Here is an 18,884-nt window from a genome sequence, read left to right as displayed (position 1 = left end):
CGGGGGGGGCATGCGATGCCCGAAGCGACCGGCAGTTCGGTCGCTTCAGGAAGGCGGAAGCGCGCAGGGGCAGGGCTTTGCATGCGCCGTTCGGCTCACGCAGGCCCGACGGCCGGGGCGCTCCCGCTTCGAAATTCAGGATGCGCGCGGCAGCGGCTTGCGCCCGATCGGAAACGCACGGTCATGTGCGATGTTGAAGACGAAAGCATATACCAGGTAAAATCCGACGATCGCGACATCCATTGCCAGCGCGGCCATCAGGCTGATCCCAAGATACCAGGCGACAAATGGAATGAGCATGACGATCAGGCCCGCCTCGAACAAGGCGGTATGGGCAATGCGAATGGGTATGGTCTTCTGCAGGCTGCCCCTGCCGTGCAGCATCGCCTTGTCGAATCCGATGTTGAAAAGGAAATTCCATATCGTTGCCGCCGTGGCGGAGATGATGCCGACAATCCCCATGTGTTCAATGGGCTGATCGAACAGCAAGGCGGCGCCCGGTGTAAAGACCGCCAGACCGATGAGCTCGAACATGACCGCATGCCGGACGCGGTCCTTGAAGGTACGCATTTTCTTGTCCTCTGTTGTTGTCGGTTGCCGTTCTATCCGATATTTGTCATAGGTAAAGTTAGATAGTATCTGGATTTCGGATAGATGGACGTTTCGCTCGATCAGCTGGAGGCTTTCGTTACCGCCGTCGAAGCGGGCTCCTTTTCGGCGGCCGCGCGGCATTTGCGCAAAGCGCAGTCGGCGGTCAGTCTGCTCGTCTCGACGCTGGAGGACGATTTGGGCGTCAAGCTCTTCAGCAGAGCCACCAGAAATCCGACATTGACCGAAGCCGGCAGACGATTGCTGCCGGAGGCCCGGCTGCTTCTCGACCGCCGCGAGCATCTGATCGGCATTGCGAGAAGCTTCGAGGAGCATGTGGAGACGCGGCTCGCCGTCGCGATCGATGAATTATACCCCGAACCTTCCAGCGGCGTGCTGTTTGCCGCCTTTGCCGAGCGGTTTCCGCATGTCGAGCTGGAGCTGCTGTTTCCGCCGACCAGGGATGTCGTCGGGCTGGTTCTCGGCGGGAAGGCCGATCTCGGCGTGATGTGGCGGCAGGAAGATCTGCCGCCGACGCTGGGTTTTCACACCATTGGCTGGGTTCCCCTCGTTCTGGTCTGCGGTCGCGACCATCCGCTGGCGCAGTCCGCCGTCACCTGGGAGGAGCTCAAGCGTCACCGACAGATCATGGTGACAAAGCGAAGCGACGGCACGGAGACCCATCGCCTGCGCGTTGCCGCCGAAGTGTGGTGGGTCGAAAGCCATTGGGTCATCCTGCAGATTCTGCAGCAGGGGATCGGGTGGGCGCTGATCCCCGCCCATATTCTCGAAAACTCGCCGCTGGCTTCCAGACTGGCGATGCCGGTACTTCAATTCGACGAGGGCGCCCACCCGGTCGCGCTCGAGCTCATATGGCACAAACAACGCCCGGCCGGCCCGGCCGCGAAATGGCTTCGCGAACAATTCGCCAGAAACGGGATCGACTATCGCAAGCACGAGGAAACGTGAGGCCGCGACGTTTACAAGGCTCCTGACCGGCGTTCCGATTTTGCCCGGCCGCTTCTCCGCGCCGCCGAATTCATGTGACGGCCGCCGGCCGTCGTTCCCGCGGATTGGCTATTGCAGATACGACGAGTCGAAATCAGCCAGATGCTCCAGCTTCTCGCCGTCGAGGTATTGCACCCATCCGTCATGAAACGTCATGGCATTCAATTCGCGCAGCTGCCTGAGAACGCGGTTGAAGTGAACGGCCGTCAAACCCAGCGCATCGGCAATCAGCGACTGGGTCAGGGGACATTGATAGCCTGTTTTCGTTCCCAGTCCCACAAGGCTCAATCTGGAGCCGAGTTCGAGGAAGAAGTGGGCCGCCCTGTTGACGGGTCGGCGCCGGCCGATGCCAACCAGGTGCTGGCTGACGATAGCCTCGTCCCGAAATGCAGACCAAAGGACGGACATGGCAAGGCAGTTGTTGCCGCGAAGCGCCGCAAGCAGGCCTTCGATATCTATCTCCCGGACTTCGATGGATGTGATGGCGCAAAGATTGTCATCGGCATCGGGGATGAGGAGCCTGCGAATACCGATGAGATCGCCCGGCACATGGAAGTTGATGATCTGTCGCGTTCCATCGCGCAGGAGCATGTAGGAACATGCCCAGCCGGCAGTGAGCAGATATGCATTCTGACACTGTCGATTCTCATGAATGAGATCGGATCCTTTCGTGAAGATACGTCTGTGGACCGCAAAGGTATCCAGGGCGCCCGTATCTCTGAGCAGACGAGCGATATGCAGGGCGGAGCGATGTATGCGCAGGTCGGCGGATAGGAAAGAAGAGCCGGGTTTATACACAGGCGCGGATAGATCGTATGGCATGAGAGATGCCTTCAATGTTCGAGATCGATACGCTACCCCTCGCAGGAAATAGTATATCCGGTAGAAGTGTTCTCAAAATTAACTCAACTTAATGATTGGCGGCGGACGAGTTGAACATTCAACCGTGATTTGAAAGCTTTCATAAGACTTACAAGCTATTAGGAGATTTATGACCTGTTGCAGCCGATATCACGAGCCATGCACTTCTTGGTGAAACAGTTGTGATGGGTCGTCGAGAACGATTGATACGCTGCCTTGCAGCAGAGCGTAAAGCAGGTCGACGTGAGCGAGAAGCGGATGCTCGCACAGGATGGTATCGCCGGCATATGCGGATGAAATTTCGTATCGGGAACAAGGAGTAAGCGGCAGCGAGCGGTGTCAACCGCAGCGACACGCCGCGACGACATCATGATTCCCGCGACCAAGGATGATCGCCATCAGGGCCGATAAGAGGATCAACGGCAAGCCTCTCCTGTGAGCTTGGTGTGCCAGAAAGTCTCGATCGTCTTGATTGAGATTATATCGGCGCGGCACGAAGCGGCTCAGACTGAACCATGCGGTTGCTCGTAAAGGCAGCCACGCTTTCGGAAACTCTCGATCATGCCTGTTCGGAAGAACCGGCAATCGCTCCTGATGGAGATTGAAATGTTCAAGACATCCAAATCGACGATCGTGTTCGCCATTCTGGGAACGGCCTTTGCCGCTCTCGCGGTCTCGTCTGTCCCCAGCTTCGCCGCGTCGACCTGCGCAGGAGACCTGCGGTCGACCAGAACAGAGTTGCGCGATACGCCGGACGGTCAGCAGAAAAGCGAAGCCATGGGGTTGTATTCGGCTGCGCTGAGCGCGCATGACAACGGCCAGGAAGGTCGATGCCTGGGAGATATCAATCGGGCCGACGCGGTCCTGACGTCCGTTTCCTCCTCGTCCATGTATCCTTTTGACCCCGGCAATGTCGGCGTGGACCCGCCCTCTACTCCCGCACACCATGGAGAACATGGCCACGGGCACGACCACGGGCGGCACTAGACTTTCGTCTTGCCTGATAGATGCAGACGGATCGCGCACCGGCCGCAACGGAAGTTGCGGCCGGTGCGCCCGAACGATCGACCCGCGGTCGATACGTTTACCAGGCGGGCGGACCATTCCCGATCGGAGGAATTATCAAGGCGGGCATGTCGGAATCTCGTTTCGCCGGTCGTCTTCAAGGCAGACCAGCTATGGAGAACGACAAAGACGATTACCATGACTGCCTTTGAACGGTCGCCCGATCGCGGCAGGGGACTGGCGCGCGACATGCGCGTTCGCTGGGCTCTCGAAGAGGTGGGGCAGCCTTACGACGTACGTCTCCTTTCGTTCAAGGCCATGAAAGAGCCCGCGCATCTGGCACTTCATCCCTTCGGGCAGATTCCGACTTATGAAGAAGGCAATCTCGCCCTGTTCGAGTCGGGTGCGATCGTGCTTCATATTGCGGAGCGGCATGCAGGCCTTTTGCCGGACGATGCGAATGGCCGTGCGCGCGCGATCACATGGATGTTTGCCGCGCTTACCACGGTGGAGCAGCCGATCGTCGATCTCGCAATCGCCAAGCTCACAGAGGGCGGCGAGAGCTGGTACGAGCAGCGGCTGCCGCTTGTCGAGGGGCGCATCCGCACGCGGCTGGACGAACTTTCCAATCGTCTTGGCGATGCCGAGTGGCTGGATGAAGCATTCAGCGCCGGCGACCTCCTGATGGTATCGGTGCTGCTTCGGCTGAAAGCATCCGGGATATTGAACGAATATCGGAATCTTTCCGCCTATGTCGCGCGCGGCGAAGCCCGGCCCGCATACAAACGCGCTTTCGACGCTCAGTTGGCGGTTTTCGTTGCCGCATCGGCCGAATGACAGCCGCACCGGTCTCAACGGGATGCAATGGCGGCCGATATTGCATGTCAGGGCTTGCGGGCCCTGACATGCAAAAAGATCGGGGCGATGCGGGTATCGGCGACCACCGGCTCGGTAAGGGCCATCTCGCTGGTTGCCATCGGCTCGCCGAATGCCTCGATGGCAAGACCGGCACCAACGATCATGCTTACCCAGCTGGTGAGCGTCCTGTGGAAACGCGGGATGGAGAACGGCGTCAGTCCTGCACGTTCCTCGGCCGGAATGGCCGAAAACAGCCAGCGCTCGATCCGGCCGTCGGTTTCGTCGAAATAGTCGGCAATTTGAACCGCGACGGCTTCGCCGGCCTCGTTGCGTATGTTCTTGCGCGTCGGCGGCACGAAGCAGGGATGCAGAATGGAAAACTGCAGGAAGCCCCGAGGGCGAAGAACGCGCTCTATGCCCTTCAGCACGCTTTGCTGGTCCGCCATGTCCATCAGCGACATGAAGGCGGTGACAAAGTCGAAACTGGCGTCGGGAAAATCGATGGACTGCCCATCTCCGAGGACATAGTCGATGCCGAGCGGCTCCCGCGCTTCCATTTCTCGCGCGTGGCGGACGAAAGTCGGAGCGATATCGAGCCCGGTCATGCGCGCGCCGAGGCGCGCAACGGCGCGGGTGTTGGTGCCTTCGCCGCAGCCGAGGTCGAGCCCTTCCAATCCGGCGACCGGCGGCAGCATTTCGAGAAAGGCGGGCGTGTTCAGGGCATCGCGGTATTTGTCATAGCCCGCTCGGCTATAGATCGTCCAGGTTTCGGCGTTGCTCTCCCAGTGAGCCGCGACGTCGCTCGCATCCATGACCATTCTCCCGCCTGACATTATCGAACGAAAAGCTATAGAGGCGGAGAAACAGGATGGGAAGACAGATGCCGGGACGACAACAGCCGGAGCGCCGGCCGATCGCGCCATCCACGGCGGGGGTGCTCCCGTCATTCGGCGTCGGCTTCTCTGCCTGCCCGGCGGAGCGCCCTCGAAATAGGCTCCGATCAATGTGCCGGTGCCGGCTCCGCCTCGGACGCCGCCTGCTTGTGATGATCCGCCGCAAGCAGCATGTAGACGGCAGGCACGACAAAGAGCGTGAACAACGTCCCGATGGCAAGCCCGGTGGCGATCACCAGACCCATGTTGAAACGGGCCGCCGCGCCTGCGCCCGTCGCCAGGATCAGCGGGACGACGCCCAGAACCATGGCGCCGGTCGTCATCAGGATCGGGCGCAAGCGGATGCCGCATGCGCCCTCGATCGCCTCGCGCTTGGTTTTTCCCGCCGCCTGCAGCGTGTTCGCCACTTCGACGATCAGGATGCCGTGCTTGCTGATCAGCCCCATCAGCGTCACCAGGCCGACCTGCGTATAGATGTTCATCGTCGCGCCGCCGACCCCGAGGCTGATGAAGGCAAGGGCGCCCGCAATCGACATCGGCACGGACACGAGAATGATCAGCGGATCGCGGAAGCTGTTGAACTGTGCCGACAGCGCCAGGAAGACGATGATCAAGGCGAGCGCGAAAGTGGTGGCCATGCCGCTCGATTCCTGCACGAACTGGCGCGACTGACCGCCGTAGTCGACCGTATAGCCCTGCGGCAGCGTGCGGGCGGCGATCGATTTCAGAGTGTCCAGAGCGTCGCCGACCGCAACGCCGGGCGCCGGCACTCCGGAGATGGTGGCGGAGTTCAATTGCTGGAAATGCGCGACCGAGCGCGGGGTCGCCTCGAGCTTTGCCGTGGCGATCGCCGAAAGCGGAATCTTCGAGCCGTTCACACTTGCGATCGGATAGTTCATGATCTGGTCGATCGTCTGGCGCGATCGCTGCTCCGCCTGCGGTATGACCTGGTAGGAACGGTTGTCGATACTGAAGTAATTGACGTAACCGCCGCCGAGCATGGCGGCGAGCGCCGAACCGACATTGTTCATGGACAGGCCGAGCGTCGATGCTTTGCTGCGGTCGATCTCTATCGAATATTGCGGATTGTCGACGTACAAATCCTTCGTCAGGAAGATGAACTCGCCGGATTTCTGCGCCTCCTGCAGGAAGGTGCTGGATACTTCGTTGAGCTGGTCGAACCCGCCGGTGCTGCCTATGGCGAACTGCACCGGCAAGCCGCTGGCACCGGGCAACGGCGGCATCTGGAAGACCACCGCCTGCCCGCCGGCGATCCTCGCCAGATCGGCCTGGACCAACGGCTGAATATCGTTTGCCGTTCTCGTGCGCTCGTTCCATGGCTTCAACACCATGCCCTCGAACGACGTACCCGGCGCCTCGACCTGCAGGGTCTTGTCGGTTTCCGGGAAGCTGCGGAAGGTCTTGGTGACCTGATCGGAGTTGAGCAGCTTTTGCTCGAGCGTCGCGTTGGGAGCGTTCGTCACCTGCGCGGCGAGAAAGCCCTGGTCCTCATTGGGGGCCAGTTCGTTCTTGGCGCTGGCATAGAGGAAATAGATGCTGCCGAGGACGATTGCGGCGAACACCAGCGTCACCGGCACGGTGTTCAGACTGCCGTGCAGCATGCGGACATAGGGTCGATGGATTTCCGAGAAGCGGCGGTCGATGAAATCCGAGATACGCTCCTCCCAGCCGCTGCGATCGGTCAGATGCGGCTTCAGGATACGCGAGCACATCATCGGCGTCAGCGTCAGCGCGATGATCATGGAAACGGTCACGGCGCCGACCAGCGTAAAGGCAAATTCCGTGAACAGGGCGCCGGTCAGGCCGCCCTGGAAACCGATCGGAACATAGACGGCGATGAGCACCACCGTCATGGCGAGGATCGGCCCGACCAGTTCATGCGCGGCCGCCAGGGCGGCTTGCATCGGGGGTGAGCCTTCCTCGATGTGACGATTGACGTTTTCGACCACGATGATCGCATCGTCGACCACGAGGCCGATCGCCAGCACCAAGGCGAGCAGGGTGAGAAGATTGATGGAAAAGCCGAGGATCAGCATCATCGCGAACGTGCCGACCAGCGACAGCGGTATGGCTACGATGGGGATGGCGACCGAACGTGGCGAGCCGAGAAATGCGAACACCACGAAAATGACGATCGCCAGAGCCTCGACCAGGCTCTTCACCACCTCGTCGATCGACGTCGTGACGAAGGTGCTGGAATCGTAGACGATATAGCCTTCGAGCCCCTGCGGCAGCTGCGCCTGGATATCCGGAAATACCGCACGCACGCCGGCGATCACATCGAGAAGATTGGCCGTCGGCGCGATCTGGATGCCGATGAAGACGCCGGTCTGCGCATCGAACCCGACCTGCACGTCATTGTTCTGCGAGCCGAGCGCAACGGTGGCGACGTCCTTCAAACGAACGATCGCGCTGCCGATCTGTTTGACCGCCAGTTCCTTGAACTCATCGGCCGAATGCAGATCGGTCCGCGCCGTCAGAACCGTCTGGGTCATCTGGCCGCGTGTCGTGCCGATGCCGGAAATGTAGTTGTTGTTGCCGAGCGCCGTCCACACGTCGCCGGCGGTCAATCCGTAGGCGGCAAGCTTGTCGGGTTTCAGCCAGGCTCTCAATGCAAACGTCCTGCCGCCGAGGATTTCGGCCGTCTGAACACCGGTGACGGCCTGCAATTTGGGCTGGACCACGCGCGTCAGATAATCGGTGATCTGGTTGCTGGCCAGAACATCGCTGCGAAAGCCGATATACATCGCATCGATCGCCTGGCCGACAGACACGGACATGATGGGCTGCTGCGTCCCCGTCGGCAGTTGATTGAGAACGGATGATACCTTAGCATTGATCTCGGTCATTGCCGCGTCGGCATTATAGTTGAGGCGCAGGTTGACCGTGATCGTCGACGTGCCGCTGGTGCTCGACGACGTCATGTAGTCGATGCCGTTGGCCTGGGCGATGGCGTTTTCCAGCGGCGTCGTGATGAAGCCGGCGATAACGTCGGGCGCTGCGCCCGGATAGGTGGTCGTCACGGTGACGACGGCATTTTGGGTCTGCGGATACTGGCGCACCGTCAGCGTGCGGAACGACTGGTAGCCGATGACGACGATCAATGCGCTGACCACCAGGGCAAGAACGGGGCGCCGGATGAAGATGTCGGTGATGTTCATCGCCACACCTCAGTTGGGATTGGCCGGATTTGCGTTGGGATCGTCCGACGGCTGCACGTCATTGTTGATGATCACGGGGGAGCCGTTGTTCAGTTTCAGCTGCCCCGACGTCACCACCACCTCGCCGACGTTCAACCCCTTCGTCACGGCGATCTGGTCGCCACGCGCCGCTCCGGTCGTGACAAACTTCTGGTTCGCGACGAGCTGCGGCTTTCCGTCCGGTCCGCTGCCCTTGTCGGTTATCACATAGACGACATTGCCGTAGGGATTGATGGTGACGGCGGTTTGCGGCAGGGCGATATAGTCTTTCGGCTCGCCGACCACGACGGCGACATTGCCGAACATGCCCGGCAGGAGCTTGCGCTCGGGATTGGCGAAGGTCGCCCTGATGGTGATGTTGCGGCTTTGGCTATCGACGAGCGGACTGATCGCCGAGATCTTGCCGTCGAAGGTCTGGTTTCCGTAGGCATCGACGGTTGCCGTCACCGCCTGGCCCACTTTCAGTTCCGAAAGGGCTTGCTGCGGCAGCGAGAAATCGAACTGTATCGGATCGAGCGACTGCAGGGTGACGACCGCGGTTCCGGCCGCCAGATATTGGCCAAGGCTGACCAGCTTGATACCGAGATGGCCATCGAAAGGCGCGCGGATCGAATATTGATCGATCAAGGCCTGCTGCGAGGAGACCTGCGCCTGCGCCGCCTTCCATGCGGCCAGATCGCTGTCGACCTGGCTCTGGGCAATGGTATTCGCCTTGATCAGCCTGGAATCGCGTTCGTAAGCGATCTGCGCATTCGTCGCCGATGCCTGGTATTGTTGCAGCGTCGCGATCTGCTGATCGGCGAGCAACTGCACGATGAGATCGCCCTTCTTGACGTCCTGACCATCCTGAAAGCCGATCTTCTGGACGATCCCCTGGACCTGCGCGGAAAGATCGGCGCCCTCGACGGCGTTGAAGCTGCCGATGGATTGCAATGTCGTCTGCCACGGACTTGTCGCGGCGGTCGTTGTCGAGACGGTCTGCGGTGGTGCCTTGAGGTTAGCCAGGTAGGCCGCGATCATGCGGTTCTTGAATGCCTGAAAGCCGAAAATCCCGCCCAGGATCAGGCCTATGACGATCAGCATGATGATCATGCGTTTTATCATGACTGGTAACTCTACTCTTCGGGAACAGGTCGTTACAAATTCTGATGACGCCGGATTCAGCGGATATCATGGGAACGGCTTGGCGTCGACGCAGTCGCAAGCATCATGGTGCCTGCAACCAAAGCCTGCACGCAAATCGATCGGGATAAGGATTGTCGGAGCGGCGTTTTCGGACGGAAGCTCGTTATGGAACAATGCTTGCCGCTTGCCGAAAGCGGCATTGACTTCGCCATGAATGGGCCTGGCGGCGTCCAAGGCGGTCATCTTCTACAAACCGGACCAGTCAAACATCATTGGCGCGCCTCTACTTCTGATAAGCAGGAACTGCAAGATCCGACCGAAGATAGCAGATTTGCCATGCCCGAGTCATCCTTAATAGAATCCTGAATCAAGGCAACAATAGTACCGGGACGATTGTCACCCTAAATTGGCGCGATCATGGCATGCGCCACTTCGTCAACGCGCAGTTCTTCATCGCCCGGCTTTCGACGGGACGGCACACGACCTCCTCGCTCGCTCGCTCGGGCGGCGATCCGGGGTTTCTACGATTTTCGAGATCCCGACGCCGTTCGGCGCAACGATGGCGTCTCAGCCGCGCCGCGCCGCCTCGATCGCGGCGACGTCGATCTTCTTCATCGTCATCATCGCGTCGAAAGCACGCTTCGCCTCGTCCCCACCGCTTACGAGCGCCTCCATCAGGATTCGCGGCGTGATCTGCCAGGATACGCCCCACCGGTCCTTGCACCAGCCGCACTCGCTTTCCTGGCCGCCATTGCCGACAATGGCGTTCCAGTAGCGGTCGGTCTCTTCCTGGCTTTCGGTGGAGATCTGAAAGGAGAAGGCTTCGTTGTGCTTGAATGCGGGGCCGCCGTTCAGGCCGACGCAAGGGATGCCCGCAACGGTGAATTCGACAACCAGGACGTCTCCCTGCTTGCCTTCCGGATAGTTTCCAGGCGCGCGGATGACGGCACCCATCGCGCTTTCCGGAAAGGTTTCGACATAGAAATTGGCGGCCGCTTCGGCATCCTTGTCGTACCAGAGGCAGATCGTATTCTTTGCCATTGCTCGGCTCCTTTCGCTCTCCGTTTCCCGTCTACCATCTGAGATAGGCGGCAAAGGGCTTTGTCCACCCCATGCAAAAGCCGTTTGCCCGATTAGGCATCATGGCAAGCGGCTCGACCGGATATTCAGGGACTGCCGCGCGCTCTCGCATCGTTCGCGAGCGCCGCACGAGCGGTTTTTGGGCGTCAAGAGCGCCTCGCCATGAGGAGAAAGAGATAGGGAGCGGCGATCAGCGTTGCGATCAACCCGGCGGGAAGTTGATTGGGAAAGAGCAGGATGCGGCCGAGCCAGTCCGCAAGGATCATCAGGGCGGCGCCAATGGCCGAGGATGCGGCCATTTCCATCATGGGCCGCCGGAAACCCAGCATTCTGGCGGTGTGCGGGGCCATGAGCCCGACGAAGCTGAGCGGCCCGATCATCAGTACGGACAACCCCACCAGCACGCATGCAAAGGCAAGCAGCAGGCCCCTGCTGCGGGTCAACGTCATGCCGAGGGCTGTCGGCGTGGCCGGCCCCAGCGGAAGCAGCGTCAGCCAGCGGGAAAACAGCGGCAACAAGGCGGCCGCCAGAGCCGCACAGCTGCTCAGAATGATTGCATCGGCCGGCCTGGCAAGGAAGGTCGAGCCGTTCAGCCACCGCAGCAGGTCGAACATGCGCGGATCGCCGCTGGCAAGCAGCAGGGATACGGCTGCGCTGACCCAGGTGGTAAGGGCGATGCCGACCATGAACAGGTCATGCGGGGCAAAAGCCTTGCGATGGCCGAGCAACAGCAGAAGAAGAAGGACCGCTCCCGCGCCTGCCATGCTGAGCGAAACGGAGGCGGCGACACCCGTTCCCGGAATGAGGAGCGCCGCGATCACGCCCAGCGCCGCGCCCGAACTCACGCCGAGAAGCTCCGGACTTGCCAGCGGATTGGATGCCAGACGCTGGACGATGCAGCCGGCAATGGACATCAGAATTGCGGCAGCAGCCGCCGAAATCATGCGCGGCCCGCGCCAGAACAAGGTCGCTTCGGGCGAAGACAGGCCGCCGAACGTCCAGCCGTGCAATCCTCGGCCGACCAGCAACGAAAGGCAGGCGGCTGTCACCGCCACTCCGAGAATCGCGGCGAGCAATCGGCCTTGTGCGCGAACATGATGCGAAGGGGTGGCGATCCGCGTGGCGACGATCGGCCTCATCTCCTCGCGGCGTGCGACCAGCCAAAGCAGCAAGGGCGCTCCCAGAAACGCCGTTGCCGCACCGGCCGGGATTTCCGAAGCCGTCGGCAGCAGCTGGAAAACCTGATCGGTCGACCATAGCAGCAGCGCTCCGAAGACCGGCGCTGCCAGAAGCTGCTCGTGGACGCGCTGATAGCCGCAGCGGCGGACAATTTCGGGCGCGGCAAGGCCGATGAAACCGATGACGCCAACCCCCGCCACGCAGACAGATGCGATCCACACCGCAAGGGACAATCCGGCCAGACGGATCATGCCGGGAGAGACCCCGAGGCTGGCGGCCGCCTCATCCGAAATGGCAAGGACCGCAATCGGCCGGCTGAGCAACACGCTCAGCGCACAGGCCGGCAGCAGGCGCGGCAGCAGGTAGAGGACGATACTCCAGTCCTGCATCGCCAGCGAGCCGCTGCCCCAGATGAAAAGCTTGATCAGGCCGCCATACAGCATGATCAGCAGCGTGTTCACGGCGCCGGCATAAAGACTTGTCATCAGGCCGGCAAGAAGCAGGACCTGCGCGGCAAAACGGCTTCGCCAGGCCAATCCGAATACCAGCAGGCCGGCCACGACGCCGCCGGCAAACGCAACGCCGGTTCTGCTCGCACCGATGAAAGAAGGCGCCCAAAGCGTCGCCATACTCAAGGCGAGAAAGGCGCCGGCCGCCACGCCGAGCGTCGCCGGTTCGGCAGCGGGATTGCGCAGGGTCAGCTGCATCAGCACACCCGCAAGCGCAAGTCCCGCGCCGACGAGAATGGCGGCGATGATCCGCGGCAAAAGGCTGTAGCGCAGGGTCAGCTGGGCAATGGAATGAAGATCCGGCGTGACAGCCGCCTGCCACCAGAGATGCGGATCCAAGGTCTGCGATGCGCTGTAAACGCTGAGCGCGAGCGATAGGGATGCCAGCAGCAGCCCTATCGAAACAAGCAGGAAGGGACGGCGGGCATGGATCATGTCAGCCGGCCCTGTCGGTGAGCGAGGCGGCCAGCAGCCTCGAAAAGCGCATGACGGCGGGAACGCCGCCATTTTCCATGACGGCCGGCAAGTGGAAAATCCGGCCTTCGCGCACGGCCGGGAGCGCTTGCCAGAACACCCCGTTCATTTCCGGCAGCGATACCGAATTGCTGCCGTCGGCATCGATGAGAACAAGGCTTGCCTCGGGGACGGCGGCGATGCGGTCCAGGCCGACGGTCGCCTGCCCGCGCCAGAAGCCGCTGCCCTTCTGGGCGTTGACGAGGCCAAGCCTGTTCAGGACATCGGCAAAGAGGCTTCCCGGCCCGAAGGCCGTCAGGTGCCTGTCGTCGGCCGGCATCGCGATCCAGAGCGGGCGGTCGCGCCATGGCGCCAGCCGTGCGGCGGCATCCTGCAATTGTCTCTCCATGCCGGAGCGCAGTTCATCCCATTCCGGTTGGCGATCGATAGCGTCCGCCAGATGCCCCGTTCCCTCCAGAGCCGCCGTAACGGTCGCGTCGCCGTCTCTCGCGAGATCGACCACCAGCGTCGGGGCAATTCTTCGCAAGAACGGTTCGCCGACACGCAATGCCGGCGGGATGACGATAAGATCCGGAGCAAGCTGATCCAGCAGCTCGAAATTCGGCGTGAACAGCAGCCCGACATCGGCGACATCGTCCGGCATCGGCGGCTCGACGACGGTGCGGCGATAGTAGTCGATGGCGGGAACGCCGATGACCTTGCCGCCCAATGCCAGCGCCGTCGCCGCCAGTGCCCAGTCCAGAACGGCCATTGCGGGTCGTGCATCGCGCATCCGGGCTTCGCCTCCGCGCGGCGAAGCTGCGGCAACAGCCGAGCTGCCCAGCAGCGCCAGCAGGCGCCGCCGGGTCAAGTTCCGGCCAGGCGGATAGCAATCGGCCCGCATCCGCTTACCAATGGGTCTTCAGGCTGACCATGAAGCTGCGCGGTTCGCCGTATATGCCGAAATACCGGGTCGGTATGCGGTCGAAGTAGGTCCGGTCGAAGATATTCTTGACCATGAGGCTCGCCTCGGCATGGTCGTTGATCTTGTAGCCGATCTGCGCATCGAAGACGGCATAGCCGCCCTGATGCCCGACGTCGATGCCGGTGCCGGCACCACGGTCCGAACTGCTGTAGGCGCGCATGCCAGCGCCGAGGCTCAAGCCGTCGAGCGAGCTGTCATCCTGAAAGGCGTATTTGCTCCAGAGCTTGAAAGTATGCCTTGGCTCTTCCGGATCGAGCACCAGGCCCTGATAGTCGGGATCGGAAAGAAACTTTGTCTGCAGGTAGGTATAGCCCGCGGTCAGGTTAAGACCAGGCAGGACCTCGCCCGTCACCTCCGCCTCGATACCGCGGCTGCGCGCCTTTCCGGCAGAGATGGAATAGAGCGGGTTCGAGGGATCGCTCACGGCACGGTGATTGTCGTTGATGTTGAAGGCGGCCAATGTCGCCGTCAGACCGCCATCGAGGAAGACGCCCTTGACGCCGACTTCATATTGTTCGCCGACGCGTGGCTGTAGCCCGCCTCCTGTTACCGTCGTCTCCGTCTGCGGCTGGAAAATATCGGAGTAGCTGGCATAAACGGAATAATGGTCGGTCAGGTCGTAGACGACGCCGGCATAGGGCGTGAATTTGCCGTTGACGCTGGGATCCGATGTCCAGTCGGTCGTGGTCGGCACCACCGAGCGATTTTCGTTGCTGTAGAAGCTGAACCGCCCGCCCAGCACGACGGTCAGCGGATCGAGCAGCTTCAGCCTCGTCTGACCATAAAATCCGGATTCGTTGGATCGGGACTGATCTCCGAAGGTGTAGGGAACATCCAGCTCCGGCACGGTCGAGGGCGCGGAGTAGATGTTGAAGAGGCCGGCGTCGACAAAGCCGCTCTCCGAGCGCGAGGTGCGATAGGCATAGTTCGCGCCGAGCAGCAGCTGGCTTTCATGCCCCAGAAAGTCGAAGGACCCGGAGATATTGGTGTCGATGCCGAACCACTGTTTATGAATCGGCCCGCCCTGCACGGCATAGGCTGCTTCGTTGGTGGCGGGATCGACTCCGTCGTACATGTAGGCATATGTGCTGTCGTTGCGCATGTCGCGATACATCAGCGTCGTGTTGGATACCCAGCCATTGTCGAACTCATGCTTGAGATTCGCGTAGAGTTCGCTGGTCTCGAAATCGTTATAGCTCCAATCGGCGCCAAAGAACGCCGATCTGGGCGAATTCAGGTATGAACCGTCGGTGTAGCGCGATTGACCGTAGTCGAATGGTGAAAATCTCTGTTTTTGATAGGCCCCGGACAGGCTCAGGGTCGTCTTGTCCGTAAGGTCGAATTGCAGCGCGCCATAGGCCGTGCCGTGCCATTCGCCCGCATCGTCGTAGAAGAAGTCGCGATCCTGGCCGGTGACGATCAGGCGGCCGCGGGCGCTGCCGTCGCTGTTGAACGGCCCGGTCACGTCGATCGTCTGGCGCTTGAAGTTCCAGGATCCGATCTGCGTGTCGGTCGAGACCGCAAAATGATCGAGCGGCATGCGGCGCACGAAGTTTGCCGCGCCCGCCGGGCTTCCCGAGCCCTGCAGCAATCCCGCGGGGCCGCGAAGAATCTCGACGCGATCATAGATTGACATGTCGAACTGCGTCAGATACTGCACGCCGCCCGGCACGGGCATGCCGTCATATTGCGCATCGAGATTGTAGCCGCGCGCGTTGAAATAGGAGGTGCCGTCGCCGTAGGGCGTGGCCGTGACGCCGGTGGTCTGCCTCAGCGTATCCTCGACGGTGTTCAGGTTCTGATCGGCGATCCGCTGGCGGGTGATGACGGAGACGGAATTCGGAATCTCCCGAACCGCAACCGGCATCTTGCCGGCGATGGTCACGGATTGAGTGTTATAGGAGCCGCTTCCTTCCGTCGTCGCGCCGTTGGACTGGCCCTGCACCAGGATCGGCGCCAGCACCGTCGCGCCGCCGGCGCCTGCGGCAGCCGCCGGCTGCCTGGGATCGGTGAGGACGATGGACTGATTGCCGGCGACCCGGTAGCCGATGCCCGTTCCGGCCAGCAATCTGCCGATCGCTTCCGGTGCCGACATCGTGCCGCTGAGCGCTGCGGACCGGCTCCCGGCCGGCAGGCTGAAGCCGTAGGCGATGCGCCAGCCGCTGACGGCCCCGACATCGGCGATAGCTGCGGCGAGCGGCTTTGCGGGAATGTTGAAACGATAGGCGGAGGCGGCAACGGCGGCTCGATCGGCCTTCGCATCCTGTTGCGCGGCCACGGGGATGGCTCCGGCAATCAACAATGCCGTCGTCGCCATCAGTCTGCCGATATCGCCTGCCCTGCGTCCACCTGCACGCCCTGCCATTATCTACTCCTTGATCTACCCTTGCCAATGCGGCCATCGAGCGGCCCCTCAATGGTAAAACGGGTGGTGGAGCATATGCCGTGTCTGACGAGCCAGGAAAAATGGTGTCGTCGGCTATTTTCGTCTCAGTAGAGAACGGTCAGGAGGGAAGGTACGTGCGTGACGGTGGCGTCGACCGCCTGTGCGATGGTCTCCAGCGACGCATCGACGTCGGTCAGCGGGAAGGTGCCGGATATCCTGCGATCGGCCAGCCGGCCGCGAACCACGATAGGCCTGGGCGAATGCCGCTCCAGCGCGCGCACGACATCGGCTACCCTGGCTCCCTGCACGACCAGGCGCCCGCTCATCCAGGCAAGGGCAAGGCCCGTATCCGTGGCGGCAATCCTGCCGACGCGCCCGCCGGCAAGCGTGACCTGATTGCCTTCGCGCAAAATGACCGGCTCGCTATCGTTGCTACCCAGAACCGCGACGGCTCCCTCCGAGACCACGACATCCGTTTCCGCGATCCCCATGTCGACATTGAATTTGGTGCCGATATCGCGCACTTCGTCGCCGCCTGCGGTCACGGTGAACGTGCCCGGCTCCCCATGGCGCACTTCGAAATAGGCCTCGCCGCGCAGCAGGCGAACGTGCCGCCGGCCATCGTTGAAATCCAGCCCGACAGCCGTATCCGCGCCCAGGCGGGCAAGCGAGCCGTCGGGCAGTACGATATTCGAGACGATCTCCTGATGCGTGACGATATCGGCCTGCCAGTTCTGGATGAGGGACGGATTGAGCCAGCAGATGCCCAGGAACACGGCAATCGCTGCGGCAGGCGGAACGAGCCAGCCCAGACGCGGGCGCAGACGCACGGCAAGCTTGCGGCGGAACGGGGCCTTCGCCGCAAGACGCTGAGCCGGCGATTCCAACTGGGCATAGAGAACGCGCAGTTCATCGAACGCTCGCCGGTGACGGCGGTCGGCATTGAGCCAGTCGTCCAGCTTCCGGGCATCGTTCGCTCCGAAGGAGCCTCCCGTCCGCTTTGCCAGCCACAGAGCCGCCTGGTCGCGCTGCTCTTCGGTCGGTTCGTCGCTTGCCATTTCTCCTCTTACAAAGCGCAGCCATAGCACGCCGAAACGCGCGCGCCATCTCTATAATGGAGAACGGGCGAGGGATGAAATACCGTGTCTCGCGACGACAGGATTTAAGCTCTATTCCCGAATGTGATCGGCAAGGCTCGCCTGGCAATGCCTCAAGGCCCGGGCGATATGCTTCTCGACGCTGTTGACTGAGATTCCCTGCAGGCGAGCGATTTCCTTGTTCGAAAGCCCGTCCACGCGGCGCATCAGGAAAATGCTCCGGCATCGCGGCGATAGTCCGGCCAACGCCTCGTCGAGCGCCGAAAGAGCGTCTCGCGCCTCAAGGCCGGCCTCCGCCGACGAAGCGGAAGCGACCATCTGTTCCGGCAGGACGCACGAGATGATCTCGGCCCTTCTGTGCTCGCGCCGATGATGTTCGATGGCCGCATTCCTGGCTGCCGCATAGAGCACGTTGCGATCGTCCTCGGCGGTTGCCCTCGGCCCGGCTGCAAGAGCCCGCACGAAGACGTCCTGCACGATATCGGCCGCCGTCTCGCGATTGCGAACGCTTTTGCGCACCAGGGCTTCCAACCGCCGGTGATGCTCGACAAAAAGCCGCCCGATCTTGCTGCCCCAGCTCGTCATCGCAAACCCGACATATCCCTCGCGATCTTCCAACATGCGTTCGCTCAGCCATTACAAAGACCGGGTTGCCTCCGCAATCGCTATAGATTGGACTCATTCTATGGAACCGGCGCAGCATGGCCTCCATGACCGGAAATGAAGCCGTAAGCCATTGTTTTTACTTTCGGCGGATTTCTTTATGGCTGGATAAAATATGAAACTAAAAATCATGTTTTGTTACATTCTGTTGCCGATTGGCAACGATTCGCCGTGCCAATGGCCGATAGTCCGGTATTGGCCGGGTGCTTGACCGGAGGACGGCCCCGACGTCACGGAGCTCGCCGGGAAAACCCAGCCGACAGGAGCGGACTTCATTATTCCGCGGCCGGTCTTCGGTTGATGAAGCCACCCGAGGGCCGCCGGAGTGACAGGCATTGTCGCGATTGGAAAATGGGGCAGGCAAGGTGGACCAAACTGTAAGTCTGCGATGCCGAGCCACCACCCGTTGCGGTTAAAGGGTCGGTGCCGGCTTCTTCTCGTCTCTCACGAATTTTGTCGCAACGGAGGAACTTGTGATCGCGGCAAGCGGTCTACAGGGAGGAACAATCTGATGCCGCAGCCATTCCCATTTCAGCTCTTACGAGCGGAAAAGGAAAGGAGAATGCTATGAATACGAGAATTATCGTTTCAGCGGCGGCCGCCTTCGGCCTTCTCGCCGGATCAGCTTTCGCGCAGTCCTCGACGGTCACGGGGGCCGCCGGTGGTGCGGTGACCGGAGCGGTCGTCGGTGGCCCGGTAGGGGCTGCTGTCGGCGGCGTCGCGGGCGCCATTGTCGGCAGCGCGATCGATCCGCCGCCGGAGAAGGTGGTCACTTACGTACAGGAGCAGCCGATGCCCCCGTCCGAAGCCGTCGTGCAGGATAGGATTGTCGTCGGCCAGCCGCTTCCCGAGGCCGTCGTGGTTACGCCGGTGCCTGATAATCCGACCTACGCCTATGCCGTCGTGAACCACGAGCGCGTCATCATTCAGCCGAAGACACGCAAGGTCGTGAAAATCATCGAATGATGCAATC

15 protein-coding genes are annotated in these 18,884 nt (G+C 61.5%); 4 read left to right on the top strand and 11 right to left on the bottom strand.

Translation table 11 applies throughout. The annotated features are described in order from the left end of the window. Positions 1-135 precede the first annotated feature (135 nt). Complete coding sequence (locus ACJJVH_RS32955) at positions 136-570, bottom strand: PACE efflux transporter (protein WP_412066545.1); 435 nt, start codon at positions 568-570, stop codon at positions 136-138. 84 nt (positions 571-654) lie between these two features. Between ACJJVH_RS32955 and ACJJVH_RS32950 the strand changes: the two genes are divergently transcribed. Then, complete coding sequence (locus tag ACJJVH_RS32950; protein WP_113404627.1) at positions 655-1,557, top strand: LysR family transcriptional regulator; 903 nt, start codon at positions 655-657, stop codon at positions 1,555-1,557. 108 nt (positions 1,558-1,665) lie between these two features. Here ACJJVH_RS32950 and ACJJVH_RS32945 read toward each other — a convergent pair whose 3' ends face one another. Next, positions 1,666-2,418 carry a Crp/Fnr family transcriptional regulator gene (locus ACJJVH_RS32945; protein ID WP_412066544.1) on the bottom strand — a complete coding sequence of 251 codons (753 nt, stop codon included), beginning with the start codon at positions 2,416-2,418 and terminating at the stop codon, positions 1,666-1,668. Between the two features lie 645 nt (positions 2,419-3,063). On the opposite strand from ACJJVH_RS32945, the gene ACJJVH_RS32940 reads away from it, so the two are divergent. Then, positions 3,064-3,444, top strand: coding sequence for a hypothetical protein (locus ACJJVH_RS32940; RefSeq protein ID WP_412066543.1), 381 nt, complete (start codon positions 3,064-3,066; stop codon positions 3,442-3,444). A gap of 216 nt (positions 3,445-3,660) precedes the next feature. After that, a complete protein-coding gene (locus ACJJVH_RS32935) occupies positions 3,661-4,299 on the top strand; it encodes a glutathione S-transferase family protein (protein ID WP_412066542.1) in 639 nt (212 codons plus the stop codon). 47 nt (positions 4,300-4,346) lie between these two features. On the opposite strand, the gene ACJJVH_RS32930 is transcribed toward ACJJVH_RS32935, so the two are convergent. The 9 genes from ACJJVH_RS32930 to ACJJVH_RS32890 all read right to left on the bottom strand — a co-directional run bounded on the left by ACJJVH_RS32930 (position 4,347) and on the right by ACJJVH_RS32890 (position 17,869). Then, positions 4,347-5,132 (bottom strand): class I SAM-dependent methyltransferase, encoded by a 786-nt coding sequence (locus tag ACJJVH_RS32930; protein WP_412066541.1) that lies wholly within the window; start codon positions 5,130-5,132, stop codon positions 4,347-4,349. Positions 5,133-5,320: 188 nt separating this feature from the next. Continuing rightward, positions 5,321-8,395: an efflux RND transporter permease subunit gene (locus ACJJVH_RS32925; RefSeq protein WP_112794721.1), complete on the bottom strand. Its 3,075-nt coding sequence runs from the start codon at positions 8,393-8,395 to the stop codon at positions 5,321-5,323. Between the two features lie 9 nt (positions 8,396-8,404). Further along, positions 8,405-9,526, bottom strand: coding sequence for an efflux RND transporter periplasmic adaptor subunit (locus ACJJVH_RS32920; protein WP_412066540.1), 1,122 nt, complete (start codon positions 9,524-9,526; stop codon positions 8,405-8,407). A 600-nt stretch (positions 9,527-10,126) separates the two neighbouring features. Further along, positions 10,127-10,600, bottom strand: a complete 474-nt coding sequence (locus ACJJVH_RS32915; protein WP_112794724.1) for a VOC family protein — start codon at positions 10,598-10,600, stop codon at positions 10,127-10,129. A gap of 185 nt (positions 10,601-10,785) precedes the next feature. Further along, positions 10,786-12,762 (bottom strand): Fe(3+)-hydroxamate ABC transporter permease FhuB, encoded by a 1,977-nt coding sequence (gene fhuB / locus ACJJVH_RS32910; protein ID WP_412066539.1) that lies wholly within the window; start codon positions 12,760-12,762, stop codon positions 10,786-10,788. Position 12,763: 1 nt separating this feature from the next. After that, the gene (locus ACJJVH_RS32905) at positions 12,764-13,573 is read right to left on the bottom strand and encodes an ABC transporter substrate-binding protein (RefSeq protein WP_412066538.1); all 810 of its coding nucleotides are present in this window, start codon (positions 13,571-13,573) and stop codon (positions 12,764-12,766) included. Between the two features lie 115 nt (positions 13,574-13,688). Beyond that, entirely contained in the window at positions 13,689-16,130 is a 2,442-nt protein-coding gene (locus ACJJVH_RS32900) for a TonB-dependent siderophore receptor (RefSeq protein WP_412066537.1), read from the bottom strand. A gap of 125 nt (positions 16,131-16,255) precedes the next feature. Then, a complete protein-coding gene (locus ACJJVH_RS32895) occupies positions 16,256-17,209 on the bottom strand; it encodes a FecR family protein (protein ID WP_412066536.1) in 954 nt (317 codons plus the stop codon). 111 nt (positions 17,210-17,320) lie between these two features. Next, positions 17,321-17,869 (bottom strand): RNA polymerase sigma factor, encoded by a 549-nt coding sequence (locus ACJJVH_RS32890; RefSeq protein WP_412066535.1) that lies wholly within the window; start codon positions 17,867-17,869, stop codon positions 17,321-17,323. A 609-nt stretch (positions 17,870-18,478) separates the two neighbouring features. Here ACJJVH_RS32890 and ACJJVH_RS32885 point away from each other — a divergent pair. Continuing rightward, the gene (locus tag ACJJVH_RS32885) at positions 18,479-18,877 is read left to right on the top strand and encodes a DUF1236 domain-containing protein (RefSeq protein WP_112794728.1); all 399 of its coding nucleotides are present in this window, start codon (positions 18,479-18,481) and stop codon (positions 18,875-18,877) included. Positions 18,878-18,884 lie beyond the last annotated feature (7 nt).

The sequence above is a fragment of the Rhizobium sp. SYY.PMSO genome (genome assembly GCF_046840415.1).
Lineage (GTDB): Bacteria > Pseudomonadota > Alphaproteobacteria > Rhizobiales > Rhizobiaceae > Rhizobium.
Note: the sequence above shows the minus strand (reverse complement) of the source record. Positions and strands in the feature narration are given on the sequence as shown.